The sequence below is a fragment of the Cohnella sp. 56 genome, from assembly GCF_037963805.1.
Lineage (GTDB): Bacteria > Bacillota > Bacilli > Paenibacillales > Paenibacillaceae > Cohnella.
In genome coordinates this window covers 279,502-305,273 of the sequence record NZ_JAZDQE010000008.1, presented here as the reverse complement: position 1 = coordinate 305,273, position 25,772 = coordinate 279,502, and the positions used below count along the sequence as shown (strand labels likewise).

Genomic DNA, 25,772 nt, shown 5'->3' with positions numbered 1-25,772 from the left:
CTACAGGGCGTGTCTTGTCGCCTGCTGCGCCGATGACGTACTTCAGCGTGTGACCGCTAGCTACGCTCGGCAGCTTCGTCGTTTGCGTCGTGCCGACTGTACCGCCCGACGTCCATCCAAAGTCGCTTGCATTAAGCGCTGGCACCGCCGTCGGCGCTTGCTTGATGTTCGACTCCGACACCGTCACATCGATCCAGCCGACGATGATGCCACTGGCGTCGACCTCCGCGATGAACAGATGCTGATCTGCCGTTACTGTAATATCACTGTTCGCGGACAGCGTGTTCGTGTAGCCCGCAGCCTCGGCATTTGTACCCGCTACCGGGCGCGTCTTGTCTCCCGCCGCGCCGATAACGTACTTCAGCGTGTGACCGCTGGCTACGCTCGGCAGCTTCGTCGCCTGCGTCGAGCCGACTGCGCTGCCCGGCGTCCATTCGAAGTCGCTCGCATTGAGCGTCGGCACCGCCACAGGCGCTTGCTTGATGTTCGACTCCGACACCGTCACATCGATCCAGCCGACGATGGTGCCACTGGCATCGATCTCCGCGATGAACAGATGCTGATCCGATGTCACTATGACGTCGCTGTTCGCGGACAGCGCGTTCGTGTAGCCTGCCGTCTCGGCATTTGTACCCGCTACCGGGCGCGTCTTGTCTCCCGCCGCGCCGATAACGTACTTCAGCGTGTGACCGCTGGCTACGCTCGGCAGCTTCGTCGTCTGCGTCGTGCCGACTGTACCGCCCGACGTCCATTCGAAGTCGCTCGCATTGAGCGTCGGCACCGCCACAGGCGCTTGCTTGATGTTCGACTCCGACACCGTCACATCGATCCAGCCGACGATAACGCCGCTCGCATCCACTTCAGCAACAAACAGATGCTGATCTGCTGTCACTGTGATGTCGCTGTTCGCGGACAGCGCGCTCGTGTAGCCTGCCGTCTCGGCATTTGTACCCGCTACCGGGCGCGTCTTGTCTCCCGCCGCGCCGATAACATACTTCAGCGTGTGACCGCTAGCTACGCTCGGCAGCTTCGTCGTCTGCGTCGTGCCGACTATACTACCCGGCGTCCATTCGAAGTCGCTCGCATTGAGCGTCGGCACCGCCACAGGCGCTTGCTTGATGTTCGACTCCGACACCGTCACATCGATCCAGCCGACGATGGTGCCACTGGCATCGATCTCCGCGATGAACAGATGCTGATCTGCCGTTACTGTGATGTCGCTGTTCGCGGACAGTACGTTCGTGTAGCCTGCCGTCTCGGCATTTGTACCCGCTACCGGGCGCGTCTTGTCTCCGGCTGCGCCGATAACGTACTTCAGCGTGTGGCCGCCGGATACGCTCGGCAGCTTCGTCGTCTGCGTCGTGCCGACTATGCTGCCCGGCGTCCACGCGAAGTCATCCGCCTCCAGCAATGGCACCGCAGCCGGCGTCGTGTCTGTAACCGTGAGCGATACGGTGGGGGCTGCACCTGCGCTCATAACCAGCTTAATGGTGTAATTCCCGCTATCGAGCCCGGCCAACGACGTTTTCTTTATCGTTACTTTGCCGTCGTTAATCGTATAGTCCGTATCGACGGTCAGTGGCGTCTGATCGATATAGAGACCGGTTAGCGTATTGCCTTTCGCCGTCAGGTCCAAAACAATATCGGTCTGATTCGCCGGATTCTTATCGAATGCGGCGGTGGAAGGCGTGACCGCAGAATTTTGGACGGGAACCCAAATCTTGCGAATCAGCGAATTGCCGAATTCCGCAATGACCAAATTGCCGGCAGGGTCGAACGCCAGCCCTTGCGGCCCGCTGAGGCTGGTCTGAAGCGGAATTTTGCCGTCTCCGTTGAAGCCGGCTGCTCCCGTCCCCGCATAGGTCGTGATGATGCCGTTTGAATCTACCTTACGGATGACGTTGTTGCCGCTGTCGGCGATATACACATTGCCGTCTGCATCGGCGATCATGTCATACACAGATTTCAAGGTTGCGTTTACGGCAGCGCCGCCATCGCCCGAGTAGCCCTGGCTGCCCGTTCCCGCAAATGCGTTTATTTTTCCGTCCGTGCCGATCTTGCGTACCACGTCATTGTATGACGAACCGGATACGTATAAATTGCCGGCGCGATCGATCGTCAGTCTGGACACCATACCAAGTCCGGCATCGACTGCATTGCCGCCATTACCGCTTCTATTGGAGGACCCGTTGCCCGCTACATTGCTGACGATTCCGTCCGTATCGATCTTCCGAATACGATTTTCTGCATTGTCGAGCACATAGCAGTTGCCTGCCCCATCGAACACAATATCAAACGGCGAGAACTGGGCGGATAGCGCCGGTCCACCGTCGCCCGTAGAACCGCGCTTGCCGGTGCCGGCCACCGTCGTGATCGTTCCGTCGGGCGATATTTTGCGTATTCGATAATTGAAGGTGTCGGCTACGTACAGATTGCCTTGGCCGTCAAAAGCCAATCCGTTCGGTGATGTGAGCCTGGCGGCATTCGCCGGCCCTCCGTCGCCGGAGAATCCCGAGATGCCGGTTCCCGCATAAGTCGTGATCTGTCCGGCCGTATCCACTTTTCGGATTCGATAATTCTGAGGCTCGGCGATGTACAGATTGCCTGCCGAATCGTACGCGATCTTGGACGGATAATTGAGCTGCGCCTCCAATGCGCTCCCGCCGTCCCCTGAATACCGCGAGCTGCCGTTGCCGGCATATGTGGAGATGTTCCCGTCGCTGTCTACCTTGCGAAAGACATTGTTGTTGCGGTCCGTGATGAACAACGAGCCGCTGCCGTCGATTGCGACATCGTTCGGATAAGCGAGCTTGGCGTTCTTCGCCGGTCCGCCGTCTCCCACATAACCGGAGCTCCCGCTGCCGGCATAGATGCTGATCTTGAGCGTGCTTTTGGTTACCTTCCAGATCACATGCTTGTTGGTATCGGCAAAATACAAATTTTTGGCCGCATCGAGCGTCAAATAGTTGGGGAATCCGATCTTGGCAGACGTCGCCACTCCTCCGTCTCCCTCGTAACCGAAGACATGGGAGCCCGCGTAGTTGTTAATCACGCCGCTCTTTGTCACCATGCGCACGACATAATTGTTCAAGTCCGCGATATAGAGGTTGCCGTCGCTATCTACGGCCACGTCGCTGGGCGATTTAAGCATCGCCGAGGTCGCCTGCCCGCCGTTGCCCGAGAAGCCCTCCACGCCCGTTCCTGCCACGGTGGAGATCATTCCTGAGGTATTCACTTTTCTCACTCTGTTATTGCTGCTTTCCGCGATAAACAGGTTGCCGCTGCTGTCGACGGCGATGCCCGAAGGGCTCAGCTTCGTCGACTTCGCCGTCTGATTCTCGCCATCATAGCCGTATGTGCCGTTCCCTGCGACCGTCGTAATGATGCCGCCCGGCGTTACTTTGCGCACGACGCGGTTAAAGCTGTCCACGATGTAGAGATTGCCCGAGCTGTCCAGCTCGATGTCCGTCGGCGCATATAATCTGGCGGACGTCGCCGGCCCTCCGTCGCCCGTATATCCGGCATATCCGTCTCCGGCGACAATCGTCTGGATGCCCGTCGATTTATTGACCTTGCGGATGACGTGGTTGAAGTTGTCCGCCAGATATACACTATCGTTGTTGACGGCGACGCCGCCGGGTACCATACCCACGCTGGTAACGGCCACACCGCTCTTCCCGGCGCCGCCGGAGCCCGCGACCGTCTGCACGATCGGATCGGACGCTGCATAAGCCCGCATTGAACCGCTCGTCGGCCAATTGCCGGCAAACGCTATTATCGCCGCCAGCAATAACGCCAGCCATTTTTTTGAATTCCTTTTTGTTGCCATTGTCCCGCCTCCGCTTGGATTGAGTTAGAGTAAAGTCACGTTGACTTCAGTCTAGCAAGCGCCTCTAAGCGGATTCTGTACAGATTTTCGACAACAATCGACAATTCTATAAAAAACGCGCATTCCATTGCTCGTATTTGTCCTGGACAGAGTTAGCCGGCTCGATTCGCAGTTCTTCGCGGCAAGCTTCGCAGTACGCGCGATAGCAGGCGTCCAGCGCCGGCTTGTCGCCCAGCCCGAACCATGCCTCCATCGCCAGCAGACACAGCTCCTCCCCGTACGGATTCCGTTCGCGGAGCGCGGAGAGTCTGGCTGCCGCTTGTTCGAATCTTCCGGAGCTCACTTCGTATGCCGCCGCCTTCAGCGACATGCGCATATAACCGTCGGCCAGCTTGGTACGGGTGCTCCTTAACCAATCAAAATCCAGATCCGCCATGTAGTCGCCCCGATACAGCGAGAGAACGCTCTCATAATAATGAAGCGTGCCCTCCTCGCACGGAATCGGCTCCGATAGCGCCTTTTCGAACAGCGCGACATCCGTGACGAGTTCCGAGAGCTCCAGCCGGTAGTTTTCCAGCTCGAACTCGACCGCCGCCCCGCTCTCCGTCTCTTTCAGCAGCTTGCGCAGTTGATAGATCGAAGTATGCAGATAGGAAACCGACCTCTCTCCGTCTCCCTCCCCCCAGAGCATATCCAGCAGGTCCTCCCGGGACACCCAGTCTCCGACATGCAGGAGCGCGGCGAATAGCTGCTGCGTCTTCAACGTGCGCCATCTGAGCGGCCTGCGGTCGCGGTCGGTCAGTTGCAGCTTGCCCAGACAACGGACATTCGGCTGAGCCGGCTGCATGGTCATCTGCTCCTGCGGCTTGCTCAGATATGCCTCGTACAGCCGGTCCAATGTCTGCCCGAGACGCGCCGGCCGTACGGGCTTCAACAAGTAGTCCGTGGCCTGAACCTCGAACGCGTCGACCGCGTAGTCCGCATAGGCCGTGACGAATACGATCCGGATGTTCGGATCGATCGAGCGAACGATGCCCGCCGCCTCCAGACCGCTCAGACCCGGCATCCCGATATCGAGGAACATGCAGTCTACTTTTAAATTGGAGATATGGTTGAGCGCCTCCGCGGCTGCCGTATACATGCCCACGATGCGCACGCGGCTATCGCCGTCGAGCAGACGCGCGAGCTGCTGCATCGCCGGTCTCTCGTCGTCGACCAATATCGTCTTCATCATAACGGCACCTCGAATTTTACAGTCGTTCCTTTATTCAGCTCGCTCTCGACGGTCAAGCCCTTCCCGTACAACAGCAGCAGCCTTTTGTGAATATTCGTCAGCCCGACGCCCTGACGCTCGCTTCTGCCCGTCAACAGGCGCTCCTGCGTCTGCGGCGACATTCCGACTCCATCGTCGCTCACCTCTACGGACAGCCGTCCGTCGGCCTGCACGACGCTGATGCGGATGGTGCCGCCTTCATTGTGCTGCATGATGCCGTGCCGCACCGCGTTCTCGACGATCGGCTGTATGGAGAGCGGCGGCAGCATCGCGCGCATGTCGGCATCCGCCGTCATCTCGATCCGCAAGCGCTCCTCGAATCTCGCCTTTTCCAGCGCCAGATAGGAATGCACCAACTGCCACTCGTTCTGCAGCGGCGTCAGCCGGTCCCGATTCTGAAAGTTAAAGCTCCCGCGCAGGTAATCGCTAAGCTCCATGAGCAGCTCGGTTGTCTTGGCCGGATTGACGGGACTGAACGAGATGGCGGTGTTCAGCGCATTGAACAGGAAATGAGGCTTGATCTGGGCCTGCAAAAAAGCGATCTCCGTCGCTACCGTCCGGCGGATGGATGCTCTCAGCTCCAGCAGCGCCTGCACCCGTATCCGCAGCTCGTCGGCATCGACGGGCTTGGTCAGAAAATCGTTGATGCCCGAAGCAAATCCCTCTTTAAGATCGCTCGAATAGCTTCGGGCGGTGAGCAGCAGCACGGGCAGCTCGCCCAGCGCATAAACCTCCCGAATCATGCGCGTCAGCGCGAGACCCGACATCTCGGGCATGCTCCAATCCGTCACGACGAGATCGACGGCTTCGCCGGCAGCCAGAGCCTGCCACGCCTCGGACGGATTGCTGAAGGCGACGACGCGATGACGGGGCGACAGCAGATTCTGCAGCACCTGCAGATTGACAGGATCGTCGTCGACGATCATCACGCTCCCCCCGTCGGCGCCGTCGTGCGGCCGTTCGTCCGGCTCGGCGTCGGCCCGATCCGGCGGCGCCGTCGATTCGGCCGCTGCGGCCGCTTCGCCGCGGGCGTCCGACTGCTCCTGTGTGCCGGGTTCGCCGCTTGCCGGCAGTGTGAACGCGAATCTTGAGCCTTTGCCCGCTTCGGAAGTGACGGAGATCGTCCCTCCGCCAAGCTCCACCAGTCTCTTGACGATGCCAAGGCCGAGTCCCGTTCCCCTCGCCTCCGGCCTGGCCGGATCGTCGCCCGGACGGTAGAACTCGAACAAGGTCGCGAGCCGCTCCTGTTCAATGCCGATCCCCGTATCCTCGACCGCGACGCATACCTGGTCCTTTACCCGGTCCGCCTTGATGCGGATCTCCCCGCTGGATGTGAACTTGACGGCATTGCCCAGCAGATTGAACAACACCTGGCGCAGACGCTCCTCGTCCGCATGCAGCAGCGGCAAGTCTGCGGGCCAGGAGCGCACGAAGGCGATCGGCTTGCCTGCCGCCATCGGCTCGACCAGCGCCGTCACGGACTGAACGACCGACGGCAGATGAACGGCGGACGGCCTGTACTGAATCGTGTGATGCTTCAGGCTGGAAAAGTCAAGAATATCGTTGACGAGCAGCGACAGCCGCCTGCCGGCCTCTGCGATCATGCGGGCCTGGCTGCGCTGCGGCTCGTTCAAAGGTCCCGCGGCCCCATCGGCCAGAGAGGAAGCGATATTGATCATACCGTGCAGCGGCGTGCGCAGCTCATGCGACGTATGCGCAAGGAACTCGTCCTTGAGCCCGTCCAAGGTCAGCAGACGACGATTCAGCAATTCGTTGTCTCTGTTGGCCCTTGCCGCCTCGACGGCGACCTGGAGCGCTTGGCATACGAGAAACAGGAAAAAACCGCAATACACGAGAAATAAGCTCTGTCTGATGCCGTAAGCATCCAGCAGACTGCCGATCATCGCGATCGACAGCGTCGCGATATTCAGCGTGGCAAGCCCTGCTCTCGGGGTCCGGCGGGCTACGCTCAAAGCCATAACCAGAACGGCATAACCCATGTATACGACGGACAGCACAAAAATCAACGCCGCCCACGCGCGATAAACGAACAGGTCGGGCACGAAGGCGTCGGCCAGCAGGCCTGCTGCCGACGTCCACTGACTAAACCGGGTGAACAAGCGTTCGAACTTCGACTGCAAAAACGAGGAAATGTATTGCAGCAGCAGCAAGTAAAAAGCGATGGCGGAGCCTACCTGCAAGCGAAGCATGATATCGTTAGGAATGTCCTGCCATATTTGCCCGATGAGCTTCTCGCCGTGCGTCATGACGTAGACGAGCGAGCAGAAAGACATACCGCCCAGAATGCTCAGCGTTCGAGCTTCGTTGCGGCGCAGCAAGTAGGAACAGGCAAAAAACAGGATGGCGACGGAGAATCCCGCGACGGCCAGCCAGTCCGCTGTATGCTTGCGCCGCTCCAGGCTCGCGATCGACTCGCCGTCTCCGAAAAGAATCGGATAAATGATGCCTCCCGAGGAATAACTGTAGTTGGATACCTGCACGAGCATATCGATCGTGCCCGACGAATCCGTGAAGAAGCCGGAATACGGAATGTTGCGTTCCTTCGACGCGGTCTTTGAGGAGGCGGGCAGCCCGCCGGTGCCGATCTCGGTCCCGTTGACATAAATCCGATTCGCGGATCTGATATTGGTCGTCTTGATGCCATATACCTGTGTCCGCGGAGACACGAGAATACGCAAGCGATACGTCGCAAATCCGAGCGAGCGCGGCCGGTCCTCGCCGATCAGCCGATTCCAGGTACCGGGCACGACGGCGATTCGGCCCTCCGCACCTCCCCCCGAAGGAGCGGAGCCAGGCGTCAGCAGCTGCCCGGGATACAACTCCCACTCTCCCTGCAGCGGCACGGCGCCGGCTTCTGCAAAATCCCACTGTCTCAGATCGAGCACACCGCCTTGGGCGGAAGGAATCGGCGCATTCGTGGTCCGGCCTGCGGCCAGCCAGGCGGCCGGAAGTATCAATATGGCAAGCGCAATGGCGGCAATAGCGAATTTTCTACTTTTCATGAAGTCCCCTGGCCTTTTGTGATCTTCCCGTGGCATTCTCTGTCTATCATACCATGCCGTCTCCACCTGTCGCCCAACGCGATTCGAATGCATTTGACAGTTAATCCGCAGCCGAAGGCACGATTCTCATAACTTGGTCTTCCTTTTGGCGCCTGCCGCAGACTATAATGTAGAATGGCGCGCATAGACGCGCGATTACCGAATATAAAGGGGATTCCCATGAGTATATTGAACGTGCAAAACTTAAGCCACGGCTTCGGAGACCGGGCTATCTTCAACGACGTATCGTTCCGCCTGCTGAAGGGCGAGCATGTCGGGCTTGTCGGCGCGAACGGCGAGGGCAAATCGACCTTCATGAACATCGTGATGGGCAAGCTCGAGCCGGATGCGGGCAAGGTCGAATGGGCGCGCAAGGTGCGGGTCGGCTATCTGGATCAGCATTCGGTGCTGCAGAAGGGCATGACGATCCGCGACGCGCTCAAGACGGCATTCCAGTATCTGAACGATCTCGAAGCCGAGATGAACGGCATGTACGAACGCATGGGCGACGTGGAGCCCGAGGAGCTGGAGCGGCTGCTGGAGGAAGTGGGCGAGATTCAGGATATTCTGAATACGAACGACTTCTACCTGATCGACGCCAAGGTGGAGGAGATCGCGCGCGGCCTGGGGCTGACCGACATCGGCCTCGACCGGGACGTCAACGATCTGAGCGGCGGCCAGCGGACCAAGGTGCTGCTCGCCAAGCTGCTGCTCGAGAAGCCGGATATTCTGCTGCTGGACGAGCCGACCAACTACCTCGACGAGCAGCATATCGAGTGGCTCAAGCGCTATTTGCAGGAATACGAGAACGCCTTTATTCTCATCTCGCACGATATTCCGTTCCTGAACAGCGTCATCAACCTCATTTATCATATGGAAAATCAGCAGCTTAGCCGTTATGTCGGCGACTACGACAACTTCCTGGCGCTTCACGAGGCGAAAAAATCGCAACTGGAGTCGGCGTACAAACGCCAGCAGCAGGAGATCGCGGACCTCAAGGACTTCGTCGCGCGCAACAAGGCGCGCGTGTCCACGCGGAACATGGCGATGTCGCGGCAGAAAAAGCTCGATGCGATGGACGTCATCGAGCTCGCCAAGGAGAAGCCGAAGCCGGAGTTCAACTTCAAGGAGGCGCGGACCTCGAGCCGCCTCATCTTCGAAGCCAAGGGCCTTGTCATCGGCTACGACGAGCCGCTCAGCCGCCCGATCGACCTGCTCATGGAGCGGGGACAGAAGATCGCGCTCGTCGGCGCCAACGGCATCGGCAAGACGACGCTGCTGCGCAGCCTGCTCGGCGAGATCCCTTCGCTCGCGGGCACGGTGGAACGCGGCGACAATCAGTTCGTCGGCTACTTCGAGCAGGAGGTCAAGGGCGGCGCGGACGACACCTGCATCGAGTCGGTATGGCGCGAGTTCCCCTCGATGACGCAGTTCGAGGTACGGGCGGCGCTCGCCAAGTGCGGCCTGACGACCAAGCATATCGAGAGCCGCATCTCCGTGCTGAGCGGCGGCGAGAAGGCCAAGGTGCGGCTGTGCAAGCTCATCAATCGCGAGTCCAACCTGCTCGTGCTCGACGAGCCGACGAACCATCTCGACGTCGACGCCAAGGAAGAGCTGGCGCGCGCGCTCAAGGCTTACCGCGGCAGCATCCTGCTCATCAGCCATGAGCCGGAGTTCTACCGGGAAGTGGCGACCGACGTCTGGAACGGCGAGTCGTGGACGACGAAGCTGATCTGACGAGGTACGGCATTTAAAAGGAGAGAGCGAGATGGCGCGAACGGTCTTGCCGGCGGACGGAAGGCAGATCACATTGAACCGGGAGGAGGCAGCCCTTTGAGCCTGACATCGATGATTCTCGGCTTGTTCCTCATCCTGAACATGATCTTCGCCATCTTCGTCGTCTTCCAGGGCCGGCGCGATATCGGATCGACCTGGGCGTGGCTGCTCGTACTCTACTTCATCCCGATTCTTGGCTTTGCGATGTATCTGTTCCTCGCCCAGGACTATCGCAGGGTGAAGCTGTTCAAGTGGGGCGACCTGACCAAGACCGGCATTCGCAATCAGTCCGAGGCGCAGCTCGATTCGCTCCGCACGAGCGAGGCGACGGCCGGACTCGGCGAGATCGCCGCGCGGCACAGCGACCTGATTCAGCTGCATCTCAGAGGCAATCGCGCGCTGTGGAGCGGGGACAATGCGGTGGAGACGCTGACGGACGGCCGCGCCAAGTTCGACCGGCTGCTGGCGGACATCGCGGCGGCGCGGGAGAGCATTCATTTTCAGACCTATATATTCCGCTGCGACAATCTCGGACGCGAAGTGCTGGCTGCGCTGGCCGCAAAGGCCCGGCAAGGCGTCAAGGTACGGCTGCTGTACGACGAGCTCGGCTCGCGAAGAATGAGCAGACGTCTGCTGAAGCCGCTGCTCGAGGCGGGAGGCGAAGCCGCGGCCTTCTTCCCGTCGCGGTTCCGCCTCGTCAATCTGCGCATGAACTACCGCAACCATCGCAAGCTCGTCATCGTCGACGGGCGGATCGGCTATATCGGCGGCTTCAACGTCGGCGACGAGTACCTTGGCCTCGATCCGAAGTTCGGATACTGGCGCGACACGCATCTGCGCGTGCGCGGCTCGGCCGTGCACAGCATGCAGACCCGCTTCATCCTCGACTGGAACCAGGCCGCGCGCAAGCACGATATCACCTACACGCCGGAGCTGTTCCCCGAGGAATCGCCTGCCGGACAGGTCGGCATGCAGATCGTGTCGAGCGGCCCCAACTCCAGGCTGGAGCATATCAAGCAGGGCTATATCAAGATGATCGCGGCCGCGAAGCATTCGGTCTATCTGCAGACGCCTTACTTCATCCCGGATGCCAGCATGCTCGATGCGCTCCGCATCGCCGTGCTGTCCGGCGTCCAGGTGCATGTCATGATCCCGGACAAGCCCGATCACATGTTCATCTACTGGGCGACGCTCTACAATATCGGCGAGCTGCTCGAGACCGGCGCGAACGTCTACTTGTACAAAAACGGCTTCATCCACGCCAAGACGCTCGTCGTCGACCAGGAGATCGCCTCCGTCGGCACCGCGAACAGCGACGTGCGCAGCTTCAAGCTGAACTTCGAGGTGAATGCGTTCCTCTACGACGCGGATGTCTCCAAGCAGCTCGTCGAGGCGTTCAAGCGGGACATCGCCGTATCCGAGCTGCTGACGATGGACATATACCGCAGCCGGCCGCTGCGGATCAAGTTCAAGGAAGCGATCTCGCGGCTGCTGTCGCCGATCCTGTGAAGCAGCGAACGGTCAACGCCAAACAGCGTCAGGGCGATGCTCTGACGCTGTTTGGCGTTGCTGCTGACGGCCGCGCGGAGCAGCGGAGCGATGACGGGGACGCTGCGCGGGGCGGGGGAGCGATAACGGAGCGCTGCGCGAAGGGCGTTGCACGATCGTATCGTGTAATTCGCCCAACCAGCAGCGGTTTCGCCGTCGTTGCACGATTGTATCGTGTATCTTGGCCAACAAACCTCGATTTTCCCGCCGTTGTGCGGTACTACCGTGTAACTCGCCCACCCAGCAGCGATTTCGCCGTCGTTGCACGATTGTATCGTGTATCTTGGCCAACAAACCTCGATTTACCCGCCGTTGTGAGGCACTATCGTGTAACTCGCCCACCTAGCAGCGATTTCGCCGTCGTTGCACGATTGTATCGTGTATCTTGGCCAACATACCTCGATTTTCCCGCTGTTGTGCGGTACTATCATGTAACTCGCCCACCTAGCAGCGATTTCGCTGTCGTTGTGCGGTACTATCGCATAACTCGGCCACCCAGCAGCGATTTCCCCGCCGTTGTGCGATACTATCGCATAACTCGGCCACCTAGCCGCGATTTCCCCGCCGTTGTGCGATACTATCGCATAACTCGGCCACCTAGCAGCGATTCCGCCGCCGTTGTGCGGTACTATCGCATAACTCGGCCACCTAGCCGCGATTTCGCCGTCGTTGTGCGGTACTATCGCATAACTCGGCCACCCAGCCGCGATTCCCCCGCCGTTGTGCGGCACTATCGCATAACTCGGCCACTCAGCCGCGATTTCCGCCGCCGTTGTGCGATACTATCGCATAACTCGGCCACATAGCCGTGATTTCCCCGCCGTTGTGCGGTACTATCGCATAACTCGGCCACCTAGCCGCGATTTCGCCGTCGTTGTGCGACACTATCGCATAACTCGGCCACTCAGCCGCGATTTCCGCCGCCGTTGTGCGGTACTATCGCATAACTCGGCCACCCAGCCGCGATTTCGCCGTCGTTGTGCGGCACTATCGCATAACTCGGCCACTCAGCTGCGATTTTCCCGTCGTTGTGCGGTACTATCGCATAACTCGGCCACCCAGCAGCGATTTCCGCCGCCGTTGTGCGGTACTATCGCATAACTCGGCCACCCAGCCGCGATTCCCCCGCCGTTGTGCGATACTACCGTGTAACTCGCCCACCTAGCAGCGATTTCGCCGTCGTTGTGCGGTACTATCGCATAACTCGGCCACCTAGCCGCGATTTCGCCGCCGTTGTGCGGTACTATCGCATAACTCGGCCACCCAGCCGCGATTTCGCCGTCGTTGTGCGGTACTATCGCATAACTCGGCCACCTAGCCGCGATTTCGCCGTCGTTGTGCGGTACTATCGCATAACTCGGCCACTCAGCCGCGATTTCCGCCGCCGTTGTGCGGTACTATCGCGATATAGCGACGATCTGACGTTATTGAACGTTAAGACGGCACGCGACGACGAGTGAGGCAGCCGAGGTCAGCCCGCCCCCTCCTCCTCGATCGCATATATGCCGGAGCCCATCCCCAGCTTGCCGCCACCGGCCAGATAAGCCTGAGCCCGACGCTGGAGACCCGTGCGCGTCTCGTATTCGGCGGGATCGTCCCGCAGGCAGCCGAATATGCGCTCCTCCGCCTGACGCGCAGCGTCGTCCGCCGCATAAATATGGAAGCCGCGTTGGAATCGCATAATGTTCGAATCCGGCGGCAGCAACTCGCCAAGTCCCGGATACAGCAGCCACGAAGCGCAGACGAACACAGGCGGCACGCCCCGGAAAAAAGCGCGCGCTTGCGCAAAAGACGCTGCGGCCGCCTCCGGGTCAAGCGGTTCCCCGGCAGGGATGTGTACGTTCAGCACGATCTGGTCTTTGGTATATCGACGACCGTTGGCCGTAATGTCCCGATCAAGCGCCCAAGGCTGGAACTGCAGCCTGCCCAGCCTGAACAGCGCCAGCCGCACATGCTCCTGCAGCCAGCCCGATTCCTCGATGCCGTATTCCCCGTATTGCTGCTTGCATACCTCACTCCAGATCCGGATATCCGAGAAAGTATCGACGAATATGTCGTCTGAAATTCCCCGCACACAGTACGCTTCATGCGCATCGGCCGCGAATCTCGCGAACAAGTACAGCAGCAGCTGCCGATAGTCCGCCCTCTCCCTGACGGCTGTGAGCATGGCTTCGCGATCCTGCCAGAATGCGGTCTTGTACGTGCGATAGGCATGTCCCTCGCGCTCTTCATATTGCCGGACGATCGCAGTCGCTTCCGGCGCGAGGCCGATTGCCTCGCATAGTGCCAACGTATCCACGCTAACTCGCCCCCCCTCTCCTCATGCACAACGAGCAGCGGCCGCTTCTGAAGGCATACCCGCGAATCGCCGCCGGCTTCGTTTTCAGCAAACTTGTAGTCTGGTGGTCATACGGTTCCTCGTGCTGCCGTTGGTGTAAAAAACCACCTGTCGCATGCACGTTGCTAATGCTGATTATGACATGATTGATCCAGGTCTGTCGATGCCCGGCTTGCAGATTGTATCGCCCGCCCGAACGGCGTATTCCGCGCTTGCAGCGCCCTCAGCCCCGCCCCTTGACCACTCCAACGGCAATCCCGCGCATACAGCGCAGCAAGCCCCCAAGCCCCCCCAATGTTGTCAGGTTAGCTGCAAATATACAGTTAATCTCCGTGGTGGCGGCATTTATCGGAGCGATAGCTGCGAATATACAGTTAATCTCGCGAAAATCGACCGTCATCCGGCTCAGGCTCGAAATTAACTGTATAAATGCAGTTATCGCTGCCAGATGTCCTGGCGCAGGAGAAAATAACTGCGGTTTGGCAGTTATCTCCTTTCAAGGCTGTGTTGCACGAACGGTTTGGGGAAGAACTTCAACGTAGCCGCATCCCTGTCGTCCAGGATCGCTCGTTCAAACGCAACAAACAGACCAAGCACAATACATTCATGAAGACCACGCGCCGGGGAGCGGCAGGGTTCTTAACCTGACAACATTGAAGCCCTCCCTCCCCCCTTTCTTCATCAGTCGGGGATGTGCCCCTACGTTCGCAAGGTCGCGGTCAATGGGAAGCGGACAGCCTGCTCTGGCGACGATCTGCAAGTTCGCGGTGCCGATCTGCAAGTTCGCGGTGCCGATTTGCAAGTTCGCGGTGCCGATCGGCCAGTTCGCGACGCCGATAGAGCTTGTTCCTGTCCCGCCGGATCGTCCCGACGGTCGTATTCAGCGGTTATGTAATTATTGCGCATCGGCGTCGTCTCGTACCCGCTCCTCTTCCGGCTGCATGCCAAAAAGCCGCCAGACGCTAACGTCTGACGGCGCTCGTTCGTTCGATCGACCGATTAAGCTTTGCCGCGAATGCCGTACTCCCGCCAGCGGTCGTCGACCAGCTTCACGACATCCTCGCGCGGGAACAGCTCGTCCGGGTAGCCCGGCTTCATGCGGGCATCGATGACGATCGGCAGCCCGTAGCCGATATGGTGGCGGCTCGCGATCGTCCTGGCGTACATATCGTGCGCCGGGTTGAACCGGGTGAACACGGTCCACAGGAACTGCCGCTCCGACGCGGCGATGTCCGCATCGTCGGCCAGCACGACGAGCGGCCATGCCCAGTCGCCGCGCGCGGACAGCGTCTCCGCCAGCCGCTCGGCCAGCTCCGGCTCGCGCTCGAACGTATCGCCGCGCACGACGAGGCAGCCCGGGCTGAACACCCTGATGTCCGCGACGCCCGGCAGGTCGCCGCCGTCATACGCATGCGGCAGCTCGCGCACCGGATCGCCGACGCCCATCATGACGGCCTTGGAGCCGTGGTTGAGGCGGCGGCCGGTGTAGTCGAGCGTGTCGTGCGACGTATGGTCGAACACGAACAGATCACGCAGCGGATCGAACCGCTCCAGCACGACCGTCAGCAGCTCTGTGAAGCGCTCGAGCTCGACCGGGCGGTCGGTCAGCATGAGGAACTTGGTCAGCGACAGCTGACCCTGGCCGAGGATGCTGAACGCGGTGCCGAGCGCCTCGCGCGCGTAGCTCTCGCGGACGACGGCGGACGCGAGCGCGTGGAAGCCGGTCTCGGCGTATGTCCACAGGCTGCGGATGCCCGGCATGACCATCGGGAACGCCGGCGACAGCAGCCGCTGCAGAAATTCGCCGAGGTAGTAGTCCTCCTGGCGCGGCTTGCCGACGATCGTCGCCGGGTAGATGGCGTCCTTGCGATGCCATACATGATCGACGTTGAGCACCGGGAAGTCATGCGTAAGCGAGTAGTAGCCGAAGTGATCGCCGAACGGTCCTTCCGGACGCCGCAGATGCGGCGGCACGCTGCCCTTGATCGCGAACTCGGCCTCCGCCGGAATGCGGTGGCCGCCGAGCGGGTCTTCGGCCATCGGCAGCTTGCCGCCGAGGATGAGAGAGGTGAGCAGCAGCTCGGGCAGCCCCTCCGGTGCGGGCGCGATCGCCGAGGCGATGAGCGCGGGCGGACCGCCGAGGAACACGGACACCGGCAGCGCGCGGTTCATCTGCTCGGCTTCGTGATAGTGAAAGCCGCCGCCCTTGTGGATTTGCCAGTGCATGCCGGTCGTACTGTCGTCATAAACCTGCATCCGGTACATCCCCAGGTTGTGCTGCTTGCCGTGTGCGGGCGACTCCGTATAGACGAGCGGCAGCGTGATGAACGGCCCGCCGTCCTCCTGCCAGCACGTCAGCGCAGGAATGCCGGCGAGCGGCCGCTCCCGCTTCGAGACGCCGAGCACGGGCGCGGCGTCCTGCGATACCTTCTTCATGCCGACCTTCATGAGGTCGAGCAGCATGTCCTTCTCGCGCCAGAGCGCGGGCAGCGTCGGCGGCATCAGCGTGTCCATCGCCCCGATCAGACGATTCACGAGCTGCTCGGGGCGCGGTCCGAACGCCTGATCGACACGGCGGCTCGTGCCGAACAGATTGGTGACGACGGGAAACGCGCCGCCCTTCACATTTGTGAACAGCAAAGCCGGGCCCTCTGCATCGATGACCCGGCGGTGTATCTCGGCGATCTCCAGCACGGGGTCGACCGGCGTCTCGATGACGGCCAGGTCGCCCTCGCGTCTTAACATTTCCAGATAAGGACGAAGCGAAGAAAAGCTCATAGAATTCCTCCAGTGACGTCAGCGACGGGATAGTTGCCATGCGCGGATGGCCCACAGACATAGCGAGCTGAACAAGACGGATATGATGATCGTATGGAGCAGACTCGTAAAGACGTATACGTCGTGATGCTCGAGCGTGGCGGTGAGCAGCCAGCCGCTCAGACTTTGCGAGATGACGAGGACGAGCGAGACATATCCGAGCTTCGTCAGCTCGGCGTGTCCGCCGGTTCGTCCGCGGACGAGCAGCGCGATCGCGGCGATGAACAGGAACAGCACAATCGCACCTACCCGGTGCAAAAATACGACCCCGGTAGCCCCGCTCAGCTCCGGCACGATCTCGCCGTTGCACAGCGGCCACCCGATGCAGCCGCCGGCCGCGTCGGTATGGCGCACATAGGCGCCCAGGTAGACGACGGCATAGCAATAAATAATGATGGCCAGTATCCAGCCGAACAGACTCTTCGGCACGGCGCCGCCGGACGGCGTCCGACGGACGGGCTGCGCGCTGCGCTGCGGCGCAAGAGCGGCCCCGGCTCCCGCGAACGACGCCGGAGCGGGCACAGCGTCCTTCGGGATCGGCCAGCCCCCCGCGTCGCCCGCAAGCAGCGTCCGCTCCCAACGCCTCGCCCACGCATACAGCAGCCAGGTGCTGGTGAATGCGATCATCGAGATGCCGAAGTGGATCGCGAGCACGGCGTCGGAGGTCGGCATGATGACGGCCAGCATGCCCAGCACGGCCTGGAATATCGTAAAGAGCAGCGCGCTGCCCGCATAGAGGCGGGCCTCTCCGTTGACCGGCTTCAGCCGTATCGTCAGCAGGAACACGCCGAGCACGAGGAAGCCCTCCAGCCCGCTGACGGCGCGATGCGTATATTCCACGATCGATTCGACCGTATAGGCGGGTATAAACTTCCCGTTGCAGAGCGGCCAGTCCGTCCCGCAGCCGCGGCCGGATTCGGTATTGGTCACGACGACCCCGGCTATGAGCACGAGCAGCATGCCGATGCAGCTCCATAAGGCAAGCAGCCGATAAGCTTTTGCAGTCATGGTTCATCCCTAATTTCTATAATGAAGTAGTCGGCTTCAGCCCGTTTTCATTATACCCGAGCGTCTATAGGCAATGCTATGTTCAAACTGTGAACGGCTCGATTCTATGTGAACTCTGTCACAAAGGCGCCTAAAATTAAAGCCCCCGTCTCCGCCGATCGGCGGAGACGGAGGCTTCGCGCCGTCATTGTCGGCGCGTACAGGGCTGTCTGCCGGCGGCAGGCATGCCAATCGGGTCAGGCCTTCGGCGCGATCTCGCCTGCGATCGCTGCAGCGCGATCCAGAAACTGCTCGATCTCCTCGCGGGACTTGCGCAGCTTGCTGACAAACCGGATCAGCTCGCGCCCCTCGTAGAAGGCGACGAAGCTCGGAATGCCGAGAATGTTCAGCTCGCTGCACAGCTCGGGCAGGTCGTCGCGATCCACCTCGATCAGGCTGAGCCGGTCGGCATACGCCTGCTCCAGCTCGGGCATGAACGGATTGATGAAGTGGCAGTCGGGACACCAGGTCGTCTTGAACACCGCGACCGTCAACTCGCCTGCGCCGACGCGCGCCCGGAAGTCGGCTTCAGTCGTTATTTTATCCATGTCGCATATCCTCCACTGACAGAACGCCATGACCGGCGCCGCCTTATCGTATTACCGGTCATTATACGCCTGCCGGCATCGGCGCACAATACGGCGGCCGGAGGATTGCGGTTCCGTCACAGATCGCGGGAGACGTTCATGAGCAGCTCGCCGTCATAGCCGTCCTCGAGCGTGTACGTCGCATGCAGCAGGTCGAACAGGTCGTCCGCATACATGTACGCTACGCCGTCGATTCTGGCGACCGTCGCATGCAGGTTCACGCGCTCTCCGTTCACGATCGCTTGATCCGAGCCGAGCGTCAGTATGACATCCTGATCCGTCGGATCGTCGTAGAATCGGATCTGCTTGCGCGCGGCATCGAACGTGATCGGGTTGTCCAGCTCGCGCATCGTTTCTTTGATCGGCACGTACAGATTGTCGTCATCGTCGCTCGCGATCGGCACGCCCCAATCCGAGCTGAGCGTGAACGCCTGATCGTCGATCTGCAAGTCGTTCTTGAGGACGTCGTATACGACCGAATCGACGCTGAGCTGTCTGAGCATCTTGCGCGGATTCATCTCTGCCAGCGCTTCGGCGGACAGCGCATTCGCCGGCGTCTCCACCGGGCCAAGCTTCAGATCCTCGTTGATGCTCCACGTTTCCTGCTCCGTCCGGATGACGATTCCTTTCAGCGGAATGTCTTCTTCCTGGAACAAGCCTGCGCCCAGCGAGATCTCGGTGCTTGCCTTGCGGATGTGCAGCGATTTGTCGGCATAGAAGTCGCCCTTGAACGTCAGCGATTCATTGAAGATCTGCTGCCAATCTTCCTCCTTGCTCGCTTCCTCGTAGCTGTCGCGCAGCTCCTGCAGCTCGTCCATGATGTCCTGCGCCGCCTCCGCGATGTCTTCCTTCGTCATTTTCGTATCCTCGTCCGTGAAGCCGATCTCCTCCTGCAGCTCAGGCGGCAGCTCGGACGCCCATGCGGTCAGACGCTCCAGCAGGCTGCGCACGCCTTCCCCGTCGGCGAGCACCGAATCGAGGAATACCGGGATCAGCTCGCTGAGCTCTTTGCCGCTCAGCTCCGCATGCACCTTCATCAGATCGATCGCTGCACCGTTGATCGGGATATTGACCGCCGACGCCCCAATCTTGGGCGGGTTGGGCAGATGGCCGATCGTATAGGAGGCGACCTCCTTCAACGCATCGCGGAACGCTTCCTTGACCAGGCTGCCGGTCATATCGCCCACGCCCGGCACGATGCCCGCCCCCGGCAGCATCCCGGTCTGCAGCCCGCCGATATCAAGCTGCAGCGGACGCTTCATCCCGTCGACGCGGAGCACCAGCTTGGACGTATCCGCCGCCAGTGTGAACGGAATATCCCCTTTGGTCAGGGACAGCTGCCCCGACGCCGCCAGATTGCCTTTCTCATCCGACCGGACTTCGTCAAGCTGCAGCTTGATCCGGCTGAACAGATGAGCGAGCCGCTGCACGCGGGCGTCTTCCGCCGCGAGCGCATCTTCGTTCCAATCGAGCTGCACCTCGAAGGAGCTGCTGCCGGCGGATGACCGCACATCCAGCTGCTTGGTCAGCATCTCGTTCAAATTCACGCCGCCGACGGCCTGGCAGCCGACAAGCGCGACGATCAGCAGGGCGGCCAATATTGTACCCATGCTACGTAATTTCCTTTTGCCCATCGCTCGATCTCCTCTCGATTCACACAACATACCAATGATATCCAATATCCTGATACCCAGTAATGGATAGTTCGACGCTCGATATGGAAATCCTTCCAATAGGGCTGCCGTACGCGCCGATAGGGGGAGATGACGATGGACGATACGACGAGTGCATACCGCGACGATCGCGGACAATCGGGGAGCGAGGAAATGACGAGCCTGTCGGGCGGTCTGGCAAAGGGCGCAGCGCTGAAGTGGGCCGCGCTGCTCGAGTCCGTCCGGCTCGCAAGACCCAGGTCGGCGCTGCGGCTGCCGCCGGGAATCGCCGCCTGGGCCGAAGCGGAGCTGGGCGGCGAGCTCAGCAGGAGAGGGCGCGGCGCCTCCTCCCATCTCGACGAATCCAACGCCGCGCTCGTGGCGAGCCTGCGCGCGGAGACCGAGGCGCTTAATCGCAACAACGTGACGCGCACGGCGGCATACCTGGACATATACCGCACCCATCCGGAGCTGCATTGGGCGCTGCTCGCCCATCTCGTATCGCGCAACGGCGGATGGAACATGACGGATCTGCAAGGTGCCTGGCTGCCCCGGCTGCTCCCGCAGCACGACCGTGCCAAGCTGTTCGGCATGCTGGAATCCTGCAATGCGCTCATCTTCCGCGATGCCTATCCGCAGCTGCGGCTGTACGAGGAGAGCAGACGGGCCGGCCGCAGCCGGTTCGCGCTGCTGTCCGCATTCGGCGTATCGGCATTTATGAAGCCGTTCTGGGAGCGGTTCTGGATCGAGCGCGATCCCGCCGCCTTGACTGTCGCGCTCATCGTGAACGAGCAGCATGTCATCGAGCGCCGCATCGTCCAGGACCCGGCGTACAAAAATTCCGTGCTCGGCTCCGCCGCCTTCAAAAGCATGCGTCCGCTCCAGCTGCAGCAGGTCGTCGTGCCGATGGGCGGCGTGCTGCCCGCGCGGGATGCGGGACCGGCGGCCGTGCTCGCCGGGCGCGTGCTGGAGTCGTTCGCGAGCGTTGACGAGCGGATTGCTTTCGGCAAGAGCCTGTACGCCATGCTGTTCGCCTATCCGAAGGTGCTGGGCGGCGCGCTCGCGTTTGCCGAGACGGTGGCGCATACCGGATCGCGGGCCGACTACTGGCCGGATCGGTTCAGGCCGGGCGGGGAAGAGGCGCAGCCCGAGCGTCGGGATGGCGGGACGGCCGGACGGCTGTGGCACAGCCCACGGCTCGAACAGGCCTGGCCCGACCGGCCGCTCGGTCCGGTGGACGAGACGGACTGGCTGTCCGACTTGTCCGTGCTCCGTCATTTCAGGAGGCTGCGTCCGCCGCTCGTGTTCGTCATGACTCACGAGCATGAGTATGGCCAGCGCAAGCTCGAAGCCGCCGCAGCGGCGCTGGAGAGGCTGGGGCGGCAGCATGCGAGCCGCGCTTGAGCTGCGGCGGGTCCAGCCCGCCGTCTATTCGCCTCGTTCGAACTGAATGTCCACGAGCGATCCCTGTTGCACATAGCCTACATTGCGATAGGCTCTGTTCGAGATCGGATTCGCAGCATCCGTATACAGCATCGGAACCAGCCCCTCCCGCAGCAGCCCGAGGCTTAGCTCGGCCACGGCCGCGCTCGCGTATCCCCGGCTGCGTCGCGCGCGCGGTGTATATACCGCATTGATCCGCCCGTGCCTGGGCGCGCGGAACGCGATATTGGCCATCGACACGGGTTCCTCCTCTACGACCCACACATACAGATTGCCTGTGGCGATCATCCCGAGCGCGGCCGTCCGCTGGCTGTCCGGCGTGGCCGGCACGCCCCGCGTCTCCTCCGAGAAGCCCGCTATAAACGCCGCGACCGTATCTGCGTCTCCTTCAGCGGCTTGCCTCAGCTCGCCGGGCACATGCGTTGGCTGGCGCACAGCCTCGCAAGTATAAGCTTCCAGCGCCATATGCGTACGCCAGGTCGTCCCGGTCCTCGCGGCATATGCGTCCGCGAACTTCTGCGCCGACGCGGGGGCGCCCGAGACGCCGGTGAGAGCCGCTCGTCCCGCCAGATGATTCATCAGCGCGGAGAGATTGCCTTCCTGCTGCGCGACGGTCGAATGCGGCGAGAGCCAGAGCCATCCGTTCAACCCGGGCGTTTGGGCGAAGAGCAGCTGCTCGTTCGCCGTCTTTACGCAGAGCGCCTCTTCCGATTCGAGCACACGGTAGACCAGATTGTACGGCACCTCATCCAGCATGAATGCGCCCTGCAGCATCGAATCGTGCGCGGTTAAGCGTTCGATCATGCCCCTCTCCTCCTCCACTCCACCTGCACGATTTATTGCTACGATATAACAATCAAGTATCGGGCAACGATGAAGTAATATCAAACCATTTATTTCCCATACTCCCCATCAACGCCGCTGTTAGCGGCAAAAAAGTCCGTTATTTCCTCCACACTTCTCACCTGCGCCGCACTTAACGGCAAAAAAATCCGTTATCTCCTCCGCACTCCTCATCTCAGCCACTCATATCGGCAAAAAAATCCGTTATTTCCTCCGCACTCCCCATCTCAGCCACTCATATCGGCAAAAAAATCCGTTATTTCCTCCGTACTCCCCACCTCCGCCACTCATAACGGCAAAAAAATCCGTTATTTCCTCCGTACTCCCCATCTCAGCCACTCATAACGGCAAAAAAATCCGTTATCTCCTCCGCACTCCCCATCTCAGCCACTCATAACGGCAAAAAAATCCGTTATCTCCTCCGTACTCCCCATCTCAGCCACTCATAACGGTAAAAAATTCCGTTATCTCCTCCGCACTCCTCACCTGCGCCGCACTTAGAGGTAACCATCGTAACGCAAGCAAGAGGCCCCGTCTCATGAACGGGGCCTCTGTGTCAGCCTGTCTAGCTATCGGAGCCCGCGGCTTGCGCGGGTCACGCCGAGCGCCCCGCCGTGCGCCTGCCGCGCGCGAAGCGCAGGAACGGGCGCAGCACGCGCCGGATGCGCGCCGGGTACGACTCCAGGTCGTCCGCGCGAAGTACGCCGAGCGCCGTGAGCAGCACCGGGTAGACGGTGCAGATGAGCAGGCCGAGCGCGCCGGTGGCGAGCAGGTACGGCCACTTGCCGCCAAGCGGCGCGGCCAGATGCAGCACGGCGTAGACGAGTCCGCCCCCCGCGGCAGAGAGCAGCAGCACGGTCGCCGCGAAGCCCGTCCAGCGGTCGCCAAGCGCTTGGACGCCGGCGCGCTTGCGGATCGACATCATGTTCGTCATCGTGGCGAACATGAAGCAAAGCGCCGTCGCGGACACCAAGCCGTATACGCCGAATAGAGGCGTCAAGATCAGCGACAGCACCAGCTTGACGAAGATGCCGACGAGCGTATGCTTCATCGCGAGCCGCTGCTGGCCGAGTCCGTACAGGATCGAATTCGAGGTCATCATTGTGATCTGGAAGATTGTGCCGCCGGCCAGCATGCCGACGACGAGGCTCGCGTCCGGATTCGGGAACAGCAGACCGTTGATGGCATGCGCCCCGACCGTCATCAACAGCACGATCGGCATGCCCGAGAAGATGCCGATCCGCAGTGCCAGCGTCGCCTGTCGGGTAACGCGCTCCCGGTCGCCGGATGCGAATGCGGCGGAGAGCACCGGCAGGATGGACTGGCTGAGCGCGATCGCGAGCACCGGCGGGATGCCGGCGATCGATTGTGCATTGGTGGTGAGATCTGCAAGCCACTTCAATGTCTTGGCCTCGCCGAACCGCCACTCGCTGAGCCGCGTGAGCAGCGACTGGTCGATCATATAGATCGCCTGCACGGTCATCGCGGTCACGAGGATCGGGATGGAGATGCGGAAGATCGCCCGGTATATATCCCGGTTGCTGCGCAGCACCGGCGGACTGCCGGCGCCGCCTCCGGCCATCGAGCGCTCCGTTCGATCCAGCTCACCCGTCCGCTCATCGCTTTTTCTTAGCTTGACGCCATAATACAGCATGACCGCAAATGCGCCGATACTTCCGACGACACTGCCGAGCGCGCCGCCGGCCGCCATTTTTTCATTGCCGTAACCCCAGCCATGCAACGCGAATACGAAGCCGATCGCCGTCACGACGCGGGCGATCTGCTCGACGACCTGGGATACGCCGCCCGCCATCATCAACTGACGACCCTGGAAGTAGCCGCGCATCATCGCGATGACCGGGAACAGCAGCAGCGACGGGGCAATCGCACGGATCGCCAGTGTCGCATGCTGCGTACCGGCGAGCCATGTATAGACGGGCGCGAACACCAGCAGCCCGGCCGTCAAGACAAGACCGGCGATCATGCCGAACTTCATCGCCGCCCTGTAGATGCGCCTGACCTCGCTGCCCCGGCCGAGCTCGACGCGCTCGGACACCATCTTGCTGATCGCGCTCGGAATACCCGCCGTAGCGATCACCAGCAATAGCAAATAGACGGTATTCGAGATACCGAATGCGCTGTTGCCGACATCGTCCATCACATGCGCGAGCGGTACCCGCTGGAATATTCCGATCACGCGCGCAATGAGCGCCGCCGCCGTCAGGATGAGCGTGCCTTTGATGAGCGAATCCTTTTTGACCATTTACGAGTATCAGTCCTATCGCTAGATTAGCCAGATGAAGAAGATGACGATCATCGCCACCTGGAAGACGACCTTCGCCACGGTGCTCGTGAACAGGCCGACGAGCGAGCCCCAGCCCACGAGCATCGCCTTCTTCACATTAGAACCGCTCACGAGCTCGCCGAGGAAGGCGCCGGCGAACGGACCGATGATCAGGCCGAAGGCCGGGATGACGAACGGTCCGATCAGCACCCCGATCGTGCTGCCCCAGACGCTCGCCTTGGAACCGCCGAAGCGCTTGACGCCCCAGGCGTTCACCACGTAGTCCGCGACGAACAGGATGATGACGATGAGCGTCTGGAAGCTCCAGAACCACCAGCCGAACGGCTCGAACGAGAAAAACCACCCGTAGACGAAAAAGGCGAAGTAGATCGCCAGCGCCCCGGGCAAGATCGGATAGACCGCGCCGGCGAGGCCGATCGCGAACAACGCAATGACGAGCACCCATCCGAGAATATCCATGCGGACATCACGCCTTTAGAATGTAATTTTGGATCACTTGGGCTACGCCGTGCTCGTTGTTCGTGCCCGTCACGACGTCGGCCTCGGCCTTGACGGCATCCTGCGCATTGCCCATCGCGACGCCGAGCCCCGCAGCGCGGATCGCCGCCAGATCGTTCAGGCTGTCGCCGACGGCTACCGCCTCGGACATCTCGCAGCCGATCATCCGGCACACTTCCTCAATCGCAGCTGCCTTGCTTACGCCCTTGGCGTTCACTTCGATATTTTGCGGCGAGGAGTTGCTGAGCTCCAGTCCCTCCCACGTCAACAGTTCTTCCCACAGCTTCGCGATGACGGACGTGTCTTCGTCGTAGTAGCCGAACTTCAGCCAGGTGCGCGAATACGTGTCGTCCACCCATTGTTCTTTGTTGTAAATGCCGTCGGTCGCATATGCCCAGAACCAGGCCACCGGATGCCGCTCCGCCAGCATATGCAGCTTCATGATCATGTCCGTAGCCAGCGTGATGCGTCTGTGCAGACTGTGCGGCTTGGTCCACACCTCTCCTCCGTTGACCGTGATCATCGGCGTATCCAGCCCGAGCTGCTCCACGATCGGCAGCGCCGTCGGGAACCCTCGCCCTGTCGAAGCGATGACCGTGACGCCCGCTTCCGTCGCTTTGCGAATCCATTCTTTGTTCGTGTCGCTGATCTCCTGCCGGTCGTTCAGCAGCGTCCCGTCCAGATCGAGCGCCAGCAATCGGTATTTGCCCACCTAGCCTACCACTCCTTCGGATGCCGGCCGCAGCCTGCTTGC

At 61.0% G+C, this 25,772-nt stretch carries 15 protein-coding genes; 3 read left to right on the top strand and 12 right to left on the bottom strand.

The genetic code is table 11. The annotated features are described in order from the left end of the window. From VQ071_RS16250 to VQ071_RS16240, 3 genes are all read right to left on the bottom strand, one after another. The coding region (locus VQ071_RS16250; protein ID WP_340515144.1) for an NHL domain-containing protein at positions 1–3,829 on the bottom strand (3,829 nt) is incomplete at its 3' end. 106 nt (positions 3,830–3,935) lie between these two features. Beyond that, positions 3,936–5,060 carry a response regulator gene (locus VQ071_RS16245; RefSeq protein ID WP_340515143.1) on the bottom strand — a complete coding sequence of 375 codons (1,125 nt, stop codon included), beginning with the start codon at positions 5,058–5,060 and terminating at the stop codon, positions 3,936–3,938. After that, positions 5,060–8,125, bottom strand: coding sequence for an ATP-binding protein (locus tag VQ071_RS16240; RefSeq protein ID WP_340515142.1), 3,066 nt, complete (start codon positions 8,123–8,125; stop codon positions 5,060–5,062). The genes VQ071_RS16245 and VQ071_RS16240 overlap by 1 nt, the downstream gene beginning before the upstream one ends. A 219-nt stretch (positions 8,126–8,344) precedes the next feature. Between VQ071_RS16240 and VQ071_RS16235 the strand changes: the two genes are divergently transcribed. Then, positions 8,345–9,901 carry an ABC-F family ATP-binding cassette domain-containing protein gene (locus tag VQ071_RS16235; RefSeq protein WP_340515141.1) on the top strand — a complete coding sequence of 519 codons (1,557 nt, stop codon included), beginning with the start codon at positions 8,345–8,347 and terminating at the stop codon, positions 9,899–9,901. A gap of 96 nt (positions 9,902–9,997) precedes the next feature. Next, complete coding sequence (cls, locus tag VQ071_RS16230; RefSeq protein WP_340515140.1) at positions 9,998–11,449, top strand: cardiolipin synthase; 1,452 nt, start codon at positions 9,998–10,000, stop codon at positions 11,447–11,449. A gap of 1,510 nt (positions 11,450–12,959) precedes the next feature. Here the strand turns inward: cls and VQ071_RS16225 are convergent. The 5 genes from VQ071_RS16225 to VQ071_RS16205 all read right to left on the bottom strand — a co-directional run bounded on the left by VQ071_RS16225 (position 12,960) and on the right by VQ071_RS16205 (position 19,887). Beyond that, complete coding sequence (locus VQ071_RS16225) at positions 12,960–13,787, bottom strand: acyltransferase domain-containing protein (protein WP_340515139.1); 828 nt, start codon at positions 13,785–13,787, stop codon at positions 12,960–12,962. Positions 13,788–14,825: 1,038 nt separating this feature from the next. Beyond that, positions 14,826–16,604, bottom strand: coding sequence for a UbiD family decarboxylase (locus tag VQ071_RS16220; protein ID WP_340515138.1), 1,779 nt, complete (start codon positions 16,602–16,604; stop codon positions 14,826–14,828). 18 nt (positions 16,605–16,622) lie between these two features. After that, complete coding sequence (locus VQ071_RS16215; protein ID WP_340515137.1) at positions 16,623–17,651, bottom strand: COX15/CtaA family protein; 1,029 nt, start codon at positions 17,649–17,651, stop codon at positions 16,623–16,625. 236 nt (positions 17,652–17,887) lie between these two features. Further along, complete coding sequence (locus VQ071_RS16210) at positions 17,888–18,238, bottom strand: thioredoxin family protein (protein ID WP_340515136.1); 351 nt, start codon at positions 18,236–18,238, stop codon at positions 17,888–17,890. Positions 18,239–18,354: 116 nt separating this feature from the next. Beyond that, a complete protein-coding gene (locus VQ071_RS16205; protein ID WP_340515135.1) occupies positions 18,355–19,887 on the bottom strand; it encodes a stalk domain-containing protein in 1,533 nt (510 codons plus the stop codon). A gap of 159 nt (positions 19,888–20,046) precedes the next feature. On the opposite strand from VQ071_RS16205, the gene VQ071_RS16200 reads away from it, so the two are divergent. Further along, positions 20,047–21,333 carry a DUF2515 family protein gene (locus tag VQ071_RS16200; protein WP_340515134.1) on the top strand — a complete coding sequence of 429 codons (1,287 nt, stop codon included), beginning with the start codon at positions 20,047–20,049 and terminating at the stop codon, positions 21,331–21,333. Positions 21,334–21,357: 24 nt separating this feature from the next. On the opposite strand, the gene VQ071_RS16195 is transcribed toward VQ071_RS16200, so the two are convergent. The 4 genes from VQ071_RS16195 to VQ071_RS16180 all read right to left on the bottom strand — a co-directional run bounded on the left by VQ071_RS16195 (position 21,358) and on the right by VQ071_RS16180 (position 25,730). After that, positions 21,358–22,176: a GNAT family N-acetyltransferase gene (locus VQ071_RS16195; RefSeq protein ID WP_340515133.1), complete on the bottom strand. Its 819-nt coding sequence runs from the start codon at positions 22,174–22,176 to the stop codon at positions 21,358–21,360. 634 nt (positions 22,177–22,810) lie between these two features. Continuing rightward, positions 22,811–24,478: a putative polysaccharide biosynthesis protein gene (locus VQ071_RS16190; protein ID WP_340515132.1), complete on the bottom strand. Its 1,668-nt coding sequence runs from the start codon at positions 24,476–24,478 to the stop codon at positions 22,811–22,813. A 21-nt stretch (positions 24,479–24,499) separates the two neighbouring features. Next, a complete protein-coding gene (locus VQ071_RS16185) occupies positions 24,500–24,979 on the bottom strand; it encodes a DUF456 domain-containing protein (protein WP_277564494.1) in 480 nt (159 codons plus the stop codon). 7 nt (positions 24,980–24,986) lie between these two features. Beyond that, positions 24,987–25,730, bottom strand: coding sequence for a Cof-type HAD-IIB family hydrolase (locus VQ071_RS16180; RefSeq protein ID WP_340515131.1), 744 nt, complete (start codon positions 25,728–25,730; stop codon positions 24,987–24,989). Between the last annotated feature and the right edge of the window lie 42 nt (positions 25,731–25,772).